Here is a 17,547-nt window from a genome sequence, read left to right on the forward strand (position 1 = left end):
TAACCCATGCTTGACGCAACAATCCAAGACAACACTTCTTTGGGCGCAGAGAAAATCGGCATTATGGTCTGTGGTCACGGCAGCCGCAATAAATTTGCCGTCGATGAATTTGCAAAGGTCGCCAAGGGGCTGCGCGCGCTTTATCCGAACATTCCGGTTGAATATGGCTATCTTGAATTTGCAACGCCCGTCATCCGCACAGGTCTTGATAAATTAAGAGAGCAGGGCGTGACGCGGATAAAAGCTGTCCCCGGCATGTTGTTTGCCGCAGGTCATGCCAAGAATGATATTCCTTCCGTGCTCAATCAATATGCAGCAGAAAATAATATCAAGATTGATTATGGCAAAGAGCTGGGCATTGACCCTAAAATGATGAAAGCTGCCGCCGCGCGCATTCAAGAAACGCTCGATGAGAACCCTTCCGATATACCGATAGAGGAAACGCTGCTTGTGGTGGTTGGTCGCGGCTCTTCTGACCCTGATGCCAATTCTAATATTTCCAAGGTCATGCGGTTGTTATGGGAGGGCTTTGGTTTCGGCTGGGGCGAAGTTGCTTATTCAGGCGTCACCTTCCCGCTTGTTGAACCCGCGCTAGAAAAAGTCGCACGGCTTGGGTTCAAGCGGGTATTGGTTTTTCCTTATTTCCTCTTCACGGGCGTTCTCATCAAGCGCATTTACGACAGCACAGATTTTGTCGCGCAAAACCATGCCGACATAGACTTCCTGAAAGTCGGATATTTGAACGATCACCCGCAGGTGCTGGAAACTTTTGCAGAACGACTTGAGCAAATTGATACCGGCGAAAACACCATGAACTGTTCAATGTGCAAATATCGGGCCCAGGTGTTGGGTTTTGAAGATCAAGTTGGCCTGCCACAGGAAAGCCACCACCACCATGTGGAAGGCATCGGCACCATCGCGCCTGAAGATTGCCCCTGCAAAGGCGATTGCAATGGTTTTTATTGCCGACAGGGGGGCGTCGAGGCTCTGCCACCAGAAACCAATCATGACCATGGACACGATCATAACCACGACCATGGCGAGCATACGCATGAGCATGACCATAGCCATACCCACCATCCCTACCCTCATGCGGATCACCCGCTTGGTCCGACAACTCTGCGACCAGTTAGTGCGCCAGACAAAAAAGGAGGCGCGTGATGGACTATTTAAAAGACCCAACCGCCATCTATGCCAAATCATTTGCTACCATCCGCGATGAAGTGGACTTTACAGCGCTGCCCACGGACATCGGTGATGTGGTGGAACGGATGATCCATGCCTGCGGCATGACTGATCTTGCAGCCGACGTCGCTTATTCTGATAATGTTGTTGCGTCTGCCACACGCGCGTTACAAAATGGCGCACCGATTATCACCGATTGCGAGATGGTGCGCTCCGGCATCATTGCTTCACTCCTGCCAACAGGAAATGAGGTGATGTGCTTTTTAAACCACGACCAAGTGCCGAGTCTTGCGCGCCATCAAAAAACAACACGCTCTGCCGCACAGGTGAGCTTGTGGCACGAACAACTTGTCGGCAGCATCGTTGTCATCGGCAATGCGCCCACAGCCCTTTTTGCCCTGTTAGAAGCGATTGATGCGGGCGCTCCAAAACCAGCCGCTATTCTGGCTTCTCCTGTTGGATTTGTCGGCGCGGCAGAATCAAAGGCAGAACTTGCCGCCAATCCTCGCGGGGTTCCTTTCATCACACTCACAGGCCGCCGTGGTGGAAGCGCCATTGCGTCAGCCTCCTTGAATGCCATTTCAAAACTCGCACGAGACAAGGTTGCCGCCTGATGGCACATGCTGCATGGCTCACGATAATCGGCATTGGAGATAACGGCCTTGAAAGCCTAACCCCGCCTGCCCGCCTTTTGTTTGATCAGGCCAACAATCTAATTGCGCCTGAACGGGTATTGCAAAGCATTCCGAGCGAGGCGCTTAAAGGCAAACAGGTCACCCCGTGGACTAGTCGTATTCATGAAACAATACGCTCTTTACATGAGCGACGCGGTGAGGCTATTACCATTTTGGCGACAGGTGATCCGTTTCATTTCGGTATTGCCTCAACATTGGTTCGCACAATTCCAGCTGATGAAATTTTGACCATTCCATACCCATCCGGTTTTTCTCTCGCGGCCAATCATCTTGGCTGGGCTATGCAAGATGTGGACACAATCTCCTTGCATGGCCGCGCCGTCTCGCGCTTGCAGGCTTTTATTGAACCGAACAATAAAATCTTAGCTCTAACATCAAGCGGCAAGACTGTTAATGAGGCAGCACAGCTTCTTATTGGGCGGGGATTTGAAAAATCAAAAATCACGGTGCTTGAACATTTAGGCGGCAAAGAAGAACGCGTCGTATCTTGCTTAGCCGATGAAGTAACACAGCATAATTTTGCTGATTTCAATATGCTGGCCATTGAATGCATTGCCGGCAAAAAAGCCGTTATCCAACCGCGCATCGCGGGATTGCCAAATGACGCCTTTATCCATGACGGCCAACTCACCAAACGCGAGGTGCGTGCGGCCACGCTTTCAGCACTCGCCCCTTATCCCAATGCGCTTTTGTGGGACATAGGCGCAGGCTGTGGATCAGTTGCGATTGAATGGATGCGCGCAGCGCGTGGTGCAAAGGCGATTGCCTTTGAACGCGACGAAGCCCGCCTTGCTATGATTGCAGAGAACGCACCAGCCCTTGGCGTTCCCACGCTTGACATCGTTGCGCGCAAAGCTCCTGACAGCTTGAAAGATCAACCCACGCCAGATGCTATTTTCATTGGCGGTGGCATCACCACAGATGGCCTGTTTGATACAGCATGGCGCGCCTTGCGCAGTGGCGGCATTTTAGTTGCCAATACGGTGACCTTAGAAGGCGAAGCGCAAGCCATATCGCTTCACAAAACTTATGGCGGCGATCTTGTACGCCTTGATATATCACATCTCACTAATGTGGGGCGTATGCACGCGCTTGAACCGCGCATGAGCGTGTTGCAATGGCGGGTCACAAAACCATGAGCGGACGATTATATGCCATCGGTGTTGGTCCGGGTGATCCTGAACTTCTCACCTTAAAAGCAGTTCGCGTGATCCAGTCTGGCGCCATGATTGCTTATCCTGTTGCCCATCCTGCAACTGGTGACAAGAGCACTGGTTTTGCCCGTGAGATCGCAGCCCCCCATATTCCTGTGGGCGCCAAAGAATATGGTTTCACCATGCCCATGCGTGTTGAACGCACGCCCGCGTCAGATGCCTATGATGTGGCCGCACGCCATATCGCTGAGACTCTTCAAGCTGGAAATGATGTCGCTCTTTTATGCGAGGGCGACCCCTTTTTCTATGGCTCGGCCATGTATCTTGTGGAACGCCTCTCAAATCGTTTTGAGTGCGAGATTATACCCGGCATCACCTCACTTACAGCCTGTGCCGCAGCAAGTGGGCGGCCGTTAAGTGCGCGTAATGAACGCCTAAAAATTCTACCCGCCCCCATGGACGAAACCATACTGGAAGTTGAACTGGCTAATACCGAAGCAGCAGCAATTATTAAGGTGGGGCGACATTTTGGAAAGCTACGCACTATTTTACGCAAACTTGGCCTTGCAGATGCGGCTATCCTGATTGAACACGCCACAGGTGCGGGCGAAAAAATTACACCGTTGAATGAGGTTGAAGAAGGTAAGCAGCCATATTTTTCAACCATTTTGATCTATAAAGGCGCAGAACGCTGGGGAGCAACCGATGGCCAATAAGAATCCCGCAATCATCGTGCTTTCAAAACGTGGTGAAACAACCGCCAAGCGCCTTAAGGCAACAATGCATGATGTAGAAATCCACGCCTTGTCAAAACGCGCAAGCGGGGATATTTCCTTCACCAAAACAGGCGAGCATTTGCAATCGTTATTCAAACAAGCCCGCCCGATCATCGGCCTTTGTTCAAGTGGTATTCTCATCCGATGCCTTGGCGGCATTTTAAGTGACAAGTGGCAAGAACCGCCCGTGATCGCCGTCGCAGAAGATGGCAACGCTGTGGTGCCCCTTTTAGGTGGTCATCATGGGGCCAATGATTTAGCCCACAAAATAGCAAAAGATTTGGATACACACCCAGCCATCACCACATCAGGTGATGTGAATTTTGGTATTGCCCTCGATCAGCCGCCACAAGGGTATCATTTATCAAACCCCAATGACGCCAAAGCTTTTATGGCGCAGGTTCTCGCCGGCGAAAGCATTCAGCTTTCAGGCACCGCAGAATGGCTAACCAAAAGCCAGCTTCCAATCCATGGCGATGGTACTTTAAAGATTTCCATCACCAGCAGTCTTTTAGAAGGCGCAGAAAATCATCTCGTCTATCACCCCAAAACACTGGTGCTAGGTATGGGGTCAGAGCGCGGAGCGCCCGCCCATGAAGCCATTGAGCTTGGTACAAAAATACTCACTGATGCGAAAGTATCCCCTTTTGCACTGGCATGTATCGCATCAATCGACATCAAGTCCGATGAGGCAGCCCTACATGCTGTCGCCAATCATTTTAATGTGCCTGCCTGCTTCTTTTCAAAACCAAAACTGGCGACCCAAGAACACCGCCTTGAAAATCCATCGAAGGTTGTGAAAGCAGAAGTGGGTGTTGCCGGTGTTGCCGAAGGGGCGGCACTTGCAGCTGTCGGTCCAAGTGGTCAATTGCGCCTTACCAAACAAAAGACCGCGAAAGTGACCGCTGCCATAGGAGAGGCCCCCTCACCCACCGCTATCACTCTTGGGCAAAGCCGAGGTCGTGTTTTTCTTGTCGGTGTAGGGCCAGGCGACACGTCATGGCGCTCTGGCGAAGCAGCTCAACTTCTGCGTCAAGCATCTGACTGGGTGGGCTATGATCTTTATCTCGATCTCATTCAAGATTTAAAAAGCATCCAACAAGAACACCGCTTTCCTCTCGGCGCAGAGGAAAAACGCGTGCGCCATGCCATGGAACTTGCAAGCGCTGGCAAGAACGTGGCCGTTGTGTGTTCCGGTGACCCAGGCATTTATGCCATGGCGACACTTGCCTATGAACTAATTGATACAGGCGCTGCCGAAGGCCCCTTATCTGATGGCGCACGGCGCGTGGAGGTGACTGTCTCTCCCGGCATTTCCGCTTTTCAAGCCGCCGCCGCACGTATAGGCGCACCCATTGGTCACGATTTTTGCTGCATATCACTGTCTGATTTGCTGACCCCACGCGATGATATCATCAAGCGGCTTCATGCAGCAGCAAAGGGTGACTTTGTGATTGCCTTTTATAATCCACGCTCAAAACGTCGTGTGACCTTGCTGGATGAAGCTTTTGATATTTTACGCACCTCCCGCCCCGGTGATACGCCAGTTATTTTAGCAACTGACCTCGGTCGCCCCGCAGAGCACGTGCGCGTCTTCACGCTTGATACGGTGAACAGCGAGGATGTGGATATGCTGACGCTGGTGATGGTTGGTTCTTCGAATTCCAAAACGCTCAACACCGGCGACGGCAAAACATGGGTCTACACGCCGCGCGGCTATGACCGCAAAGAAATCTGAAGGATAAAACGATGACCGTTTATTTTATTGGCGCGGGACCCGGTGCCCCAGATCTCATTACAGTTCGCGGATTGCGTTTAATTGAGCGCTGTCCCTTATGTCTTTATGCAGGCTCACTTGTGCCAGAGGCTATTGTTGAGGCAGCCCCTAGTAATGCCCTCGTCAAAGATACAGCCCCCATGAATCTTGATGAAATCATGGCTGACATTGAAGCGGCTCATAAGCGAGGTGAAGACATCGCGCGGGTTCATTCGGGCGATCCATCGCTTTATGGTGCACTCGCAGAACAAATTAGGCGACTTGATGCCCTTGATATTCCCTTTGAGATTGTCCCAGGTGTGGCTGCCTATGCGGCGGCGGCGGCGGAATTGAAAATGGAATTAACGCTTCCAGAAATTGCACAATCAGTGATTGTCACTCGCACCTCAGGCAAAGCATCGAGTATGCCCGAGGGCGAAGATCTCGACACCTTTGGTCGTTCAGGGGCAACCCTTGCCATTCATCTTTCTATACGAAACTTAAAGCATATCGAAGAAACACTCACACCGCATTATGGGGCTGATTGTCCCGTGATTGTGATCTACCGCGCCACGTGGCCAGATCAACTCATAATCCGCGGCACACTATCAGATATCCGCGACAAGGTTCGCAAAGCCAAAATTACACGCACCGCGCTGATATTTGTCGGACGAGTTTTTGAACAGCATAATTTCAAAGACAGCGCTCTTTATGATGCATCATTTGCACATGTGTTGCGCAACAAAGGAAAGAAAAAGCGATAACACCCCGCGCTCTCATTGTTGTGAGTTCAAGTTACCTCTCTATCGCTTTTCATTGATTCGTAAGTGAAGCCCACCCTACCCACCTTATAGTCATAGAAGGCAGCTGAACTGCCGAACACACAAAGGGTAGACGTTATGAAAAAAGTTATTTTAGCAACAGCAGCAATGATTTTGGTTTCAGCAGGCACAGCAAGTGCAGATTTTAAAGTCGCTGAATTTACATTTGGTCAAGAAGGTTCATTGAAAAACACTGTTTCACAGTCATTAGAAGACTACGCTGGTGGCAATTCACCGACACAAAAGAGCGATGCGGTAGAAATTAATAGCGCTGATTTTGGTGATCTCTTTAAAAACCTAAAAATCAAATAAAATCAGGCCTTAGACTTCAAATAGTCCACCACCGCAGCCCCTGTTTCAAACAGGGGAACCGGTGGTTTCGGTAAGCGGTTGACGATGATGACTGGCTTTTGTAATTGCCTTGCGGCCAAAAGCTTTTCGCGCGTTTCGCTCCCCCCTGCATTCTTTGTCACCAAAACATCAATTTGATATTTTTGAAAAAGAGCGAGCTCGTCTTTGAGCGAAAATGGTGGACGGTCGAGTAAAACTTTCCAATTTCCAGGTAAAGAAATTTTTGGCTCTTCAATGGCGCGCGCTATAATGCGCAGATCATCGCGCTCTAAAAAAGCCCCAAGCTGTTGCCGCCCAATTGTAACAAATGCTGTTGCCTCTTCCGGCAAGATCGCCACGGCATCTTCCAAACTTTGCACATGATGCCATATGTCACCCTTTTCAGCACTCCAAGGCGGGCGTTCTAAACGGATAATTTGAATGTTTGATCGATGCGCTGCCTCTACAGCATTGCTGGAAATACGCGCAGCAAAAGGATGGGTTGCATCAATCAGCAGGTTAATATTTTCTGCTTTTAAATAGGCAGACAATCCGTCGACCCCACCAAAACCTCCAATCCGTGTCGATCCATCAGGTAAAAGCGGATTATCCGTGCGCCCCGCCAGTGATGATATGATATCATATTCCAACTCATTTAGCTGATTTGCCAGAGCACGGGCCTCGCTTGTGCCCCCCAAAATGAGAAGTCGTTTACTCATCTATGACCTCATGCGCGATGATAATACCTTGTTTATCGACCACCATAACATCAATTTCAACCGGTGCGCCTTGCATCATTGCACTTGCTTTTTCGCGCGCGTGACGTGCGATAACAGGGGCCAGATCAACACCCTCTTCAAGCGCAATTTCGCGTGCATGTTGAGCTGTGTTCGCAGCACGAATGTCATCGGCAGCAAGAGCAATGCCCGCCTCCACAGCACGCGCAGCCAGCCAATTGAAATCCACCTGCGAGCGCCCTGAATGAAGGTCCATAAAACCTTGACCAAGTTTGGTAAGCTTGGCAAAACCACCCCCAATGGTAAGACGCGACACGGGATGTTTGCGTAAATACTTCAATAGACCGCCAACAAAATCACCCATATCCAGCATGGCATGATCAGGCAGACCAAAATGGTCCTGCACGGCTTTTTCAGAGGTTGAACCAGTCGAGCCTACCACATGGTGCAAGCCTTCGGCGCAGGCTACATCAATACCCCGATGAATCGAGTGAATCCATGCCGAACAAGAAAACGGATGTACAATGCCCGTTGTGCCAAGAATAGAAAGCCCGCCAACAATACCAAGCCGCGGGTTCCATGTTTTTGCGGCCAGCTCTTCGCCATTTGGCACAGAAATTTCGACCTCTATGTCTGCTCGCTCCCCATGTTCTTCACAAAGTGTGGTGATAACCGCGCTCATTAATGCACGAGGCACGGGGTTTATAGCCGGTTGTCCGGCAGGAATGGGCAGGCCGGGCTTTGTCACTATCCCCACGCCCTTGCCTCCCTTAAAAACAATGCCTGCACCTGGTTGTGCTTTCATAACGCGGGCAATAATCATCGCGCCATGGGTGACATCGGGGTCATCGCCTGCATCTTTAATAATACCAACTTCAGCATAGCCATCACCGCTTTTTTCATGCGCCAGTGGAAAACTCGGTCGCTCCCCTTTTGGCAAAGTGATGGAAACTGGATCCTCAAAAGTCCCGTTTAAGAGGGCGTGAAGCGCGGATTTGGTCGCGGCTGTGGCACAAGCACCCGTTGTCCAACCGCGTTTCAGTGGCTGTCCGTCGTCTCTCAAAGGTTTGCGGCCCTTATTTTCCATCGTCTTCTTGTTATCCGTCTTCATAATTGATTGAGTGCATCATAACCTCGTTCTATACATCAATCTTAAACGTCAAGATGTAGGATTCTTTTTGAGCGCTCAACCACAAACAGGCTGTGTTATTGCTGCCCCCCACTCCGGTGCGGGCAAAACTCTTATCACACTCGGCATTCTGCGGGCATTAAAGCGCGCCGGGCAAGCTGTGTTAAGCGCCAAAGTGGGTCCTGACTATATTGACCCCGCGTTTCACACCCTTGCCGGTGGCACAGCGTGTATTAATCTCGATAGTTGGGCAATGGGGCCCGCATTTGTTCAAAGCCTCGCCGCAAGTCTTGATGGTCTTTTTATTGTTGAGGGCGTTATGGGCCTTTTTGACGGGGCCATTGATGGCACGGGTTCAACAGCTGATATTGCCGCCATGCTTGATCTTCCTGTGATTTTGATTGTTGATGCCCGCGCGCAAAGCAGCTCAGCTGCAGCCCTTCTTCATGGCTTTAAGACATTCCGTCATGACGTCACGGTAGCGGGTGTTATTTTTAATCGGGTCGGCAGCCCGCGCCATTCAGCACTGCTTAATCAGGCGGCCGCTCAGGTTGGGATGCCTGTACTTGGGTGCCTGCCCCGCGATGAGCAGCTTGTCATGCCATCTCGGCATCTGGGTCTTGTTCAAGCATCTGAGCAGACAAATATTGAGGAGCTCATTGAGCGCGCCGCCGATTGTGTAGCCAAGCACATCGATTTAGCAATGTTGACATCCATCTGCGATCCTCTCGCTCAATCCCATAATGAAACAAAACCTCTCCCACCACTCGGTCAACGCATTGCCATTGCTCAAGATGAGGCCTTCAGCTTTACTTATCAACACCTCCTCGACGGCTGGCGAGACGCGGGCGCAGAAATTTTACCATTTTCGCCTTTGGCTAATGAAGCCCCAGACCCTTCAGTCGATACCGTGTTTTTACCGGGCGGTTATCCAGAACTTCATGCTGGCACCTTGAGCGAGAACACCAACTTTATCGATGGTCTGCGAGCCCGCGCCAAACAAGCTCTTATCTACGGCGAATGTGGTGGGTTCATGGTGATGGGGGATCAACTGATTGATGCCAATGGAACCGCACATTTTATGGCAGGTCTATTGCCTGTTACTACAAGTTTTGAAAACCGCACGCGACATTTAGGGTACAGAAAACTCACCCACGACAGCCCTCTGCCATGGCCAAAACGACTGCGCGGTCATGAGTTTCATTATTCCACACTCACAGCCAGTCAAGACGGAGCAGCCTTGTTTCAGGCAAGTAATGCACTTGATGAAACTGAAGTTTCTATGGGGGTGCATCAAGGGCGCATCATGGGATCATATGCCCATGTCATTGCAGCAGAGTGGAGTGATGAGGCATGAGCGCGCTGATGGTGATGGGCACTGGCTCGGATGTTGGGAAATCATTGATTGTCGCTGGGCTTTGCCGTGCGTTCAAAAACCGAGGCATGAGCGTGCGCCCTTTCAAGCCGCAAAATATGTCAAACAATGCGGCTGTCACCATGGAGGGCGGCGAGATAGGCCGAGCGCAGGCGCTGCAAGCCAAAGCTTGCGGCGTTGAACCAAGCGTCCATATGAACCCAGTACTACTTAAGCCAGAAACGGATATTGGCAGTCAGGTGATTGTGCAAGGCAAGCGCGTGGCCACCATGAGTGCCCGTGATTATTTCAAAAACCGCGCCCAATTTATGCCCCAAATTCTGAAAAGCTATGAGCATCTTCAAAAAGAAGCTGATCTGGTTTTGGTGGAAGGGGCTGGCAGTCCAGCTGAGGTTAATCTGCGCGAGGCTGATCTTGCCAATATGGGTTTTGCACAGGCCGCTGATTTACCTGTCTTGCTCGTTGGCGACATCCATCGCGGCGGTGTCATTGCCTCGCTCGTTGGCACGAAGCACGTGTTAAACAATGCTGATGCAGTGAGAATCAAAGCTTTTCTCATTAATAACTTTCACGGTGACACCAGTCTTTTTGATGAAGGCTTGCGCATCATTGAGCAACAAACAGGATGGCGGTCTGCGGGTGTTGTGCCACATTTTGCATCAGCTCGAAATCTGCCAGCAGAAGATGCATTAGCCCTTGATACAATGACCCAAGAAGACGGCATCATAAAAATCGCAGTGCCGCGATTATCGCGCATTGCTAATTTCGATGATCTTGATCCTTTACGCCTAGAGAGCAATGTGGCGGTGACCTTTGTGCAACCCGGTGAGATATTGCCCGCCGATGCGGATTTGATATTAATACCCGGATCAAAATCAACCATTGCCGATATGGAGTTTTTTCAAACCCAAGGCTGGGATATTGATCTCAAAGCCCATATTCGACGTGGCGGCCGCGTGCTTGGGATTTGTGGCGGTTATCAAATGCTTGGGCGAATGATCCATGACCCAAACGGCATTGAAGGGCCTGCAGGAAGTATCAAAGGCCTCGGTCTTCTTGATGTTGAAACAACATTAGTGGAGAAAAAATCACTTGAAATCAGCACTGCATATCATCACGCTACAGACAAAAAGTTGGTTGGCTATGAAATGCACTTGGGAGAAACAACAGGGCCTGATTGTGCACGGCCCTTCGCCCGTATTAGCGCACGCTATGAAGGCGCCAGTGTGAGAGACGGACAAATTTCTGGCACCTATTTGCACGGTATTTTCGCAAGCGATGATTTCAGACACGCCTATCTTGCTGCATTGGGGTCGAAAAATTGTGGCATGTCTTACGCGCACGTCATCGAAGAAACGTTGGATGGTCTTGCAAACCATCTGGAAGAAAACGTCGCGCTTGACCGTCTGCTTGATATTGCAAGAGGCCAACCATCATGACGACAATCATTCATGGCGGCGATATAGAAGAGGCAATGCAGCTTGCCATCAAGGCGGGCTATGATGCAGGCAAGGCCGAAGACTGGCTTGATCTATCCACTGGCATCAATCCTCACCCCTATCCGCTTCCCTCTATTGCACCCTCGCATTGGCATCAATTACCACAGCCGTCTCATATGAACGCATTGCTTGATGCGGCCGCTCGCTATTATGGCGCGCCCAGCGCAAATCATTTGATTGCAGCTCCTGGAAGCGCCCTTTTAATTCAAATGCTGCCTTCGCTCTTAAATGCAAAAAGCGTTTCAATTGTCTCGCCCACCTATGGTGATCATGCTGCGGCTTGGGCGCGCAACGGCCAAGACATCAATCAGATTAAAACCCCACATGAGGGCGCGGCAGACGGCATAACGGTTTTGGTCAATCCTAATAATCCTGATGGCAAAACCTATGACGCTGACACTCTCAAAACTCTCGCGGCACGCCATAGTAATGCGGGCGGATGGCTGATTGTTGATGAGGCCTTTGGGGATTGTGAGCCAAACCTTACAGCGGCGGCGCTGACACGCGATTATAATGTGATTATTTTAAAGTCAGTTGGTAAGTTTTTCGGTCTTGCGGGCTTGAGGCTCGGCTTTGCCATCGCCCGGCCCGATATTTGCGCCCGACTATCTGCGTATCTTGGCACATGGGCTGTCTCTGGCCCGGCACTTAGCCTTGGCAGAGCAGCGCTTCAAGATGTCGATTGGCAAACAAAAACACGCGAAACTTTGAAGGCCAAGTCTAGTGTGTTCAACAAACTATTGCAGGATAACGGGCTTAGAATTTGTGGTCGCACAGACCTTTTCACCCTGATTGAAGAGGATAATGCAGACGCTTTATTCATGCGCCTTCTCAGCCATAAAATATATGTTCGCCGGTTTGATTATAATCCACATTGGCTGCGCATCGGCCTTGTGGACTGTGACCACAATTTAAACCGCCTCCAAAAAGCGGTGAGCAGTGAATGACTTATCTTGTGACCAATGTGCTGATCGCCTTCATCGCTCTCTTATTTGAGCGCTTGATCGGTTATCCAAACTGGCTTTATACCCTCATTCGTCATCCTGTTGTGTGGTTTGGCTGGATCATTTCACTGCTTGATAAACTCTTGAACAGGCCATCTTTTTCAAATGAAGCCCGTAAACTCAATGGTGCGTTGGCCTTGCTGTTCTTGCTCGTTATCACCTTCATTGCGGCCATTATTTTAACAAGCTTTACGCGCTCCCTCACGGGCGGGCCACTAATCGAGGCTATCGCTGCTTCTTCTCTTCTCGCACAAAAATCCCTGCATACCTTTGTAAAAGCCGTGGCCGATGCGCTTGATGTGAGCTTAGAGGCTGGCCGCGAGGCAATAAGGCACATTGTCGGGCGTGACCCAGATGCATTGAACGAGAGTGAGATTGCAAAAGCTGCGATTGAAAGCCTTGCCGAAAATACATCCGATGGCGTGATCGCACCCTTGTTCTGGATGGCGCTTTTTGGATTACCGGGGGCCTTGATCTATAAAGTGATAAATACCGCTGACAGTATGATTGGCTATAAATCGGAAAAATATCTGTCTTTTGGGTGTGCCGCCGCACGGCTTGACGATGTAGTGAATTATCCTGCCTCTCGTCTAACAGCCCTTTTATTTGCCGCAAGCGCCACCTTCAGCCGCAAAGGAAATGGCAAAGAGGCGATAAATGCTATGTTCCGCGATGCCCCGCATCACATCTCGCCCAATGCTGGCTGGCCGGAAGCTTCCATGGCAGGTGGGCTGGGGATAACATTGGGTGGTGTGCGCGCTTATGAAAACAAAATTGTTGATCTGGCAACAATGGGCCATGGGCGCCACAATCTAACAAGAGATGATATTTTCATTGCTCTCAAGTTTTACCGTCGTTCATTAACGCTGACAGCACTGCTTTTATTAGCTATTCTGTTAATCGGGCTCGGCATTGCAATTTAGCTATCCTGTTTCCGATTCTTTCCATCAATAAAATAACATATTCACCTATACCCTTTGAGAAATAATCTGTAAAAACCAATTAAAACGAGATTATGGAGCTTTACGGTGCTTAAAAAATTAGAAATACGTAATAATTGGACGCGCGAAGAAGCGGACGAAATTTATTCTCAACCCTTTAATGACCTGCTTTTTCAAGCACATAGCGTGCACAGAAAGCATTTCGACCCTAATCAAGTCCAGCGCAGCAAACTCTTGAGCATCAAAACCGGCGGCTGTGCCGAAGATTGTGCCTATTGCAGTCAATCCGCGCGCAATGGCTCTCAATTGCCTGCTTCCAAATTGATGGAAGTTGAAAAAGTGCTCAAAGAAGCACGCAAAGCCAAAGAGGCTGGTGCTACGCGTTATTGCATGGGCGCTGCATGGCGCTCGCCTAAAGAGCGGGATATGCAAACCATTGAAGCCATGGTTCAAGGTGTCAAAGACATGGGCATGGAAACCTGCATGACGCTTGGCATGCTGGAAGTCGATCAGGTTATACGTCTGAAAGAAGCTGGTCTTGATTATTATAATCACAACATCGACACCAGTGAGCGCTATTACTCTGAAATTATCACAACACGCACCTTTGCCGATCGCATTGACACATTAAACCGTGTGCGCGAAGCGGGCATTAAAGTCTGTTCCGGTGGCATTGTTGGTATGGGCGAACAACAAATGGACCGTGTTGATATGTTGCTCACCCTTGCCACATTGGAAGAGCACCCCGACAGCGTGCCGATCAATATGCTGATCCCGATGAGCGACACGCCTTTGGCTGAGGTTGAAAAACTTGATCCAATTGAATTTGTCCGCACCATCGCACTCGCCCGTATTTTGATGCCAAAATGTCATGTACGTCTTTCCGCAGGACGCACGGATATGAGCGATGAAATGCAGGCGATGTGCTTCTTTGCTGGTGCCAATTCTATCTTTGTGGGCGACACGCTTCTAACAGCCGATAATCCAGAAGAAGATAAAGATGCGGCTCTCTTTACAAAGCTTGGTATCGAAGCCATGGCCGCAGGATGTGACGGCAGCAGATGAGCATGTTCGCCAGTTATGACAGCGCACTGGATTCTCTAAAATCCAGAGGCCGTTATCGCTCGCTTATCTCGCGCTCAGGACATGATTTTTCATCCAATGACTATTTGGGGCTTGCTGCTTCAGATACATTGCGCACTGCGGCGATCGACGCGCTTGAACGCGGCGTTGGGGTGGGTTCTGGCGGCTCGCGGCTCTTACGCGGGAATGCCGATGAACATGAACTCCTTGAAAAGGAAGCCGCAGATTTTTTCGGCGTTGAGCGTGCGCTCTTCATGGGTTGCGGATTTGCGGCCAATACCGCGATCTTTAGCACATTGCCACGACAAGAAGATTTGGTCGTTTATGATGCCTTGATCCATGCAAGCACCCATGACGGCATGAAGCTTGGGCGCGCCCAGACTGTGGCCTTCAACCATAATGATGCAGGTGATGCGGAAGCAAAAATAAAAGAGTGGCGCGATAACGGCGGCACTGGTCGCGTTTGGTTGAGCGTTGAAAGCGTCTATTCCATGGATGGTGATCTTGTGCCGATTGCCGATTTTGTGAGCATGGCTGAACGCCATGACGCGATCATTGTTATTGATGAAGCCCATGCAACGGGCCTTTTTGGAAACTTAGGCCGTGGGCTTGCTCATGACTATGCGGGGCAACGCAATATTATCTCACTGCATACCTGCGGCAAATCTCTCGGCGCATCCGGCGCATTGATTTGTGGGGCAGCGCCCTTGATTGAAACATTGATCAACAAGGCGCGCGGCTTTATTTTTTCAACCGCGCCCTCGCCTCTCAATGCCGCACTGGTGCGCGCTAGCTTGAATGATTTGCGCGATAATCCAAGCCGTCAAAAAGCCGCCCATGATCTGATCGCTCACGCTCACCAGCAGGCCTTTGAGACATGCGGTTTAAGCGATCTGCAAAGCCAGATCATTCCGGTGATTATTGGCGACGATAAAAAGACAATGGCCCTGGCCGCGCGCCTTCAGGATAATGGCTTTGATGTGCGTGGTATTCGCCCACCGACTGTACCACGCGGCACGGCGCGATTGCGTATCTCGATTACCCTCAATACCTCCGCTGATAGTATCGCCGAAATGTTTACAATCCTTGCCCGCGAACGGGAGGCGATCGGTTGAGCCAGACATTCATCATCACAGGAACAGATACAAACATCGGCAAAACGATCTTTGCTGCAGCGCTGACACAAGCGCTTCAAGCCACATATTGGAAACCTGTCCAATGCGGGCTAGAGGGGGAAACTGATAGCCAAATTATAAGTCGGCTAACTAATTGCAATGTCCTCGAAGAGACTTACCGCCTATCCATGCCCGCCTCACCACACCTTGCCGCTGAAGCCGAAGCTCTAAATATTGCGACAGACTCACTTTCTTTGCCAGCTATAGATACGCCATTGGTGGTCGAAGGAGCTGGCGGCATTATGGTGCCTATTAACCGCGAGAAACTGTTTCTTGATCTATTCGTCAAATGGAATGCACCCGTTGTTCTTTGCGCCCGCACCACGCTTGGCACCATCAATCATACGCTCTTATCTGTGAAAGCTCTGCGCGATACAGGATGCGAAGTGCTGGGCGTTGCTTTTATCGGCGAGGCTTGTGAAGCGGTTGAAAAAACTATTTGTGATTTTGGAGAGGTGTCGCGCCTTGGCCGACTGGCGCATTTAGATGAGCTGACACCAGAAACGCTGAAAGCTGCCTTTAATGATGGTTTTGATTTAAATCTTTTCACCCAAGCACCACCAATTGGCGGGGCTATGACATGACCCCACAGGCATTTGATGCGCAGCATCTCTGGCACCCCTATACCAATGTTACGCAGCCCGGCCCGACACATCTTGTTCGCAGCGCAAAAGGCGTGCACCTCACGCTTGATGATGGCACTGAACTCATTGACGCTATGTCGTCTTGGTGGAGCGCCATTCATGGCCATGGCCATCCCGCTATTGTGGGTGCTGTCAAACAACAACTCGATCAATTACCTCACGTCATGTTTGGTGGGCTTACCCATGAACCAGCGATTGAGCTTGGCCAAAAATTACTCGCTATTACGCCGCCTTCCATGCAGCGGATTTTTTATTGTGATAGCGGGTCAGTTGCCGTTGAAGTCGCCATGAAAATGGCCGTGCAATATCATTATGCAAGCGGCTCCCCTGACAAGGTTCAATTTGCGACCATCCGTTCTGGCTATCACGGTGATACGTGGAAAGCGATGAGCGTTTGTGACCCAACAACGGGCATGCATCATCTGTTTCAAGGCGCGCTTAGTACTCAACACTTTGTCGAACAACCGCCGATCAACTTCGGTGAGGAATGGAATGGCGACCCAGAGCAAAATGGGCTTGGACTGCTCAGGCATCTTTTTGAGGCCCACCACAAAACCATTGCAGCCTTTATCCTAGAACCTGTGGCCCAGGGCGCGGGTGGTATGAATTTTTATCATCCTGAATATCTCAATCAGGCGCGGCTCTTGTGCGATGAATTCAATATTCTTTTGATCTTCGATGAGATAGCCACAGGCTTTGGCCGAACTGGCAAAATGTTTGCAACCAACCATACCGCCATTGAACCGGATATCATGTGCTTGGGCAAGGCACTGACCGGCGGCACTCTGTCTTTTGCCGCAACACTGACAAGCGACAAGGTAGCTCAAAGCATTGGCGAAGGAGAGCCCGGCGTTTTCATGCATGGGCCAACCTTCATGGCAAATCCATTGGCCTGTGCGGCGGCATCCAGCAGCCTTGATCTTCTTGCAAAAACTCCTTGGGCGGCGAATGTCGCCACACTTGAGACGCAAATGACCGAGCAACTAGCGCCCGCGCGTACGTTACCGCATGTCAAAGATGTGCGGGTATTGGGCGCAATGGGGGTGATTGAAATGGATCACCAAATTAGCGCAGACAAAGCCCATCCTTTATGCAAAGAGCTTGGCGTTTGGTTGCGACCCTTTGGCCACAATATTTATTGCATGCCTCCGTTCATTATCAGCAAAGATGAGCTTTCAAAAGTTTGCGCTGCTATGTGTCATCTGGCAAAGGTTTTATAAAAAATGCACGCGCGATCAAGTGA

The 17,547-nt window shown here is 50.4% G+C and carries 17 protein-coding genes; 15 read left to right on the forward strand and 2 right to left on the reverse strand.

Annotation, left to right across the window (positions count from 1 at the left end):
* Positions 1–6 precede the first annotated feature (6 nt).
* From ABJ081_02780 to ABJ081_02810, 7 genes are all read left to right on the forward strand, one after another.
* A complete protein-coding gene (locus ABJ081_02780; protein ID MEP6355582.1) occupies positions 7–1,161 on the forward strand; it encodes a sirohydrochlorin chelatase in 1,155 nt (384 codons plus the stop codon).
* The gene (locus ABJ081_02785) at positions 1,161–1,799 is read left to right on the forward strand and encodes a precorrin-8X methylmutase (GenBank protein MEP6355583.1); all 639 of its coding nucleotides are present in this window, start codon (positions 1,161–1,163) and stop codon (positions 1,797–1,799) included. Before ABJ081_02780 ends, ABJ081_02785 begins: the two co-directional genes overlap by 1 nt.
* Positions 1,799–3,019 carry a precorrin-6y C5,15-methyltransferase (decarboxylating) subunit CbiE gene (gene cbiE / locus ABJ081_02790; GenBank protein ID MEP6355584.1) on the forward strand — a complete coding sequence of 407 codons (1,221 nt, stop codon included), beginning with the start codon at positions 1,799–1,801 and terminating at the stop codon, positions 3,017–3,019. The genes ABJ081_02785 and cbiE overlap by 1 nt, the downstream gene beginning before the upstream one ends.
* Positions 3,016–3,750 (forward strand): precorrin-2 C(20)-methyltransferase, encoded by a 735-nt coding sequence (gene cobI / locus ABJ081_02795; GenBank protein ID MEP6355585.1) that lies wholly within the window; start codon positions 3,016–3,018, stop codon positions 3,748–3,750. The genes cbiE and cobI overlap by 4 nt, the downstream gene beginning before the upstream one ends.
* Entirely contained in the window at positions 3,740–5,548 is a 1,809-nt protein-coding gene (gene cobJ / locus ABJ081_02800; protein ID MEP6355586.1) for a precorrin-3B C(17)-methyltransferase, read from the forward strand. The genes cobI and cobJ overlap by 11 nt, the downstream gene beginning before the upstream one ends.
* An 11-nt stretch (positions 5,549–5,559) precedes the next feature.
* The gene (gene cobM, locus ABJ081_02805) at positions 5,560–6,330 is read left to right on the forward strand and encodes a precorrin-4 C(11)-methyltransferase (GenBank protein ID MEP6355587.1); all 771 of its coding nucleotides are present in this window, start codon (positions 5,560–5,562) and stop codon (positions 6,328–6,330) included.
* 135 nt (positions 6,331–6,465) lie between these two features.
* Entirely contained in the window at positions 6,466–6,699 is a 234-nt protein-coding gene (locus tag ABJ081_02810; GenBank protein ID MEP6355588.1) for a hypothetical protein, read from the forward strand.
* A gap of 2 nt (positions 6,700–6,701) precedes the next feature.
* Here ABJ081_02810 and ABJ081_02815 read toward each other — a convergent pair whose 3' ends face one another.
* Complete coding sequence (locus ABJ081_02815; protein ID MEP6355589.1) at positions 6,702–7,436, reverse strand: cobalt-precorrin-6A reductase; 735 nt, start codon at positions 7,434–7,436, stop codon at positions 6,702–6,704.
* Positions 7,429–8,541: a cobalt-precorrin-5B (C(1))-methyltransferase gene (locus ABJ081_02820; GenBank protein ID MEP6355590.1), complete on the reverse strand. Its 1,113-nt coding sequence runs from the start codon at positions 8,539–8,541 to the stop codon at positions 7,429–7,431. The genes ABJ081_02815 and ABJ081_02820 overlap by 8 nt, the downstream gene beginning before the upstream one ends.
* 91 nt (positions 8,542–8,632) lie before the next feature.
* Between ABJ081_02820 and ABJ081_02825 the strand changes: the two genes are divergently transcribed.
* From ABJ081_02825 to bioA, 8 genes are all read left to right on the forward strand, one after another.
* Positions 8,633–9,940: a cobyrinate a,c-diamide synthase gene (locus ABJ081_02825; GenBank protein ID MEP6355591.1), complete on the forward strand. Its 1,308-nt coding sequence runs from the start codon at positions 8,633–8,635 to the stop codon at positions 9,938–9,940.
* The gene (locus ABJ081_02830) at positions 9,937–11,397 is read left to right on the forward strand and encodes a cobyric acid synthase (GenBank protein MEP6355592.1); all 1,461 of its coding nucleotides are present in this window, start codon (positions 9,937–9,939) and stop codon (positions 11,395–11,397) included. The genes ABJ081_02825 and ABJ081_02830 overlap by 4 nt, the downstream gene beginning before the upstream one ends.
* Positions 11,394–12,404 (forward strand): threonine-phosphate decarboxylase CobD, encoded by a 1,011-nt coding sequence (cobD, locus tag ABJ081_02835; protein MEP6355593.1) that lies wholly within the window; start codon positions 11,394–11,396, stop codon positions 12,402–12,404. Before ABJ081_02830 ends, cobD begins: the two co-directional genes overlap by 4 nt.
* Entirely contained in the window at positions 12,401–13,384 is a 984-nt protein-coding gene (gene cbiB, locus ABJ081_02840) for an adenosylcobinamide-phosphate synthase CbiB (GenBank protein MEP6355594.1), read from the forward strand. The genes cobD and cbiB overlap by 4 nt, the downstream gene beginning before the upstream one ends.
* 105 nt (positions 13,385–13,489) lie before the next feature.
* Entirely contained in the window at positions 13,490–14,467 is a 978-nt protein-coding gene (gene bioB / locus ABJ081_02845; protein MEP6355595.1) for a biotin synthase BioB, read from the forward strand.
* A 2-nt stretch (positions 14,468–14,469) separates the two neighbouring features.
* Positions 14,470–15,600, forward strand: a complete 1,131-nt coding sequence (locus ABJ081_02850; protein MEP6355596.1) for an 8-amino-7-oxononanoate synthase — start codon at positions 14,470–14,472, stop codon at positions 15,598–15,600.
* On the forward strand, positions 15,597–16,244 hold the full coding sequence (gene bioD / locus ABJ081_02855) for a dethiobiotin synthase (GenBank protein ID MEP6355597.1): 648 nt from the start codon (positions 15,597–15,599) through the stop codon (positions 16,242–16,244). Before ABJ081_02850 ends, bioD begins: the two co-directional genes overlap by 4 nt.
* On the forward strand, positions 16,241–17,524 hold the full coding sequence (bioA, locus tag ABJ081_02860) for an adenosylmethionine--8-amino-7-oxononanoate transaminase (protein MEP6355598.1): 1,284 nt from the start codon (positions 16,241–16,243) through the stop codon (positions 17,522–17,524). Before bioD ends, bioA begins: the two co-directional genes overlap by 4 nt.
* The last annotated feature ends 23 nt before the right edge of the window (positions 17,525–17,547 follow it).

It is taken from the genome of Hyphomicrobiales bacterium (assembly GCA_039989895.1).
Classification (GTDB): domain Bacteria; phylum Pseudomonadota; class Alphaproteobacteria; order Rhizobiales; family JACESI01; genus JACESI01.

Excerpts from the sequence above, each read along its gene's own strand:
- ABJ081_02780 (MEP6355582.1), top strand. The coding sequence starts at position 7 with ATGCTTGACGCAACAATCCAAGACAACACTTCTTTGGGCGCAGAGAAA.
- ABJ081_02785 (MEP6355583.1), top strand. The coding sequence starts at position 1,161 with ATGGACTATTTAAAAGACCCAACCGCCATCTATGCCAAATCATTTGCT.
- cbiE (MEP6355584.1), top strand. The coding sequence starts at position 1,799 with ATGGCACATGCTGCATGGCTCACGATAATCGGCATTGGAGATAACGGC.
- cobI (MEP6355585.1), top strand. The coding sequence starts at position 3,016 with ATGAGCGGACGATTATATGCCATCGGTGTTGGTCCGGGTGATCCTGAA.
- cobJ (MEP6355586.1), top strand. The coding sequence starts at position 3,740 with ATGGCCAATAAGAATCCCGCAATCATCGTGCTTTCAAAACGTGGTGAA.
- cobM (MEP6355587.1), top strand. The coding sequence starts at position 5,560 with ATGACCGTTTATTTTATTGGCGCGGGACCCGGTGCCCCAGATCTCATT.
- ABJ081_02810 (MEP6355588.1), top strand. The coding sequence starts at position 6,466 with ATGAAAAAAGTTATTTTAGCAACAGCAGCAATGATTTTGGTTTCAGCA.
- ABJ081_02815 (MEP6355589.1), bottom strand. The coding sequence starts at position 7,436 with ATGAGTAAACGACTTCTCATTTTGGGGGGCACAAGCGAGGCCCGTGCT.
- ABJ081_02820 (MEP6355590.1), bottom strand. The coding sequence starts at position 8,541 with ATGGAAAATAAGGGCCGCAAACCTTTGAGAGACGACGGACAGCCACTG.
- ABJ081_02830 (MEP6355592.1), top strand. The coding sequence starts at position 9,937 with ATGAGCGCGCTGATGGTGATGGGCACTGGCTCGGATGTTGGGAAATCA.
- cobD (MEP6355593.1), top strand. The coding sequence starts at position 11,394 with ATGACGACAATCATTCATGGCGGCGATATAGAAGAGGCAATGCAGCTT.
- cbiB (MEP6355594.1), top strand. The coding sequence starts at position 12,401 with ATGACTTATCTTGTGACCAATGTGCTGATCGCCTTCATCGCTCTCTTA.
- ABJ081_02850 (MEP6355596.1), top strand. The coding sequence starts at position 14,470 with ATGTTCGCCAGTTATGACAGCGCACTGGATTCTCTAAAATCCAGAGGC.
- bioA (MEP6355598.1), top strand. The coding sequence starts at position 16,241 with ATGACCCCACAGGCATTTGATGCGCAGCATCTCTGGCACCCCTATACC.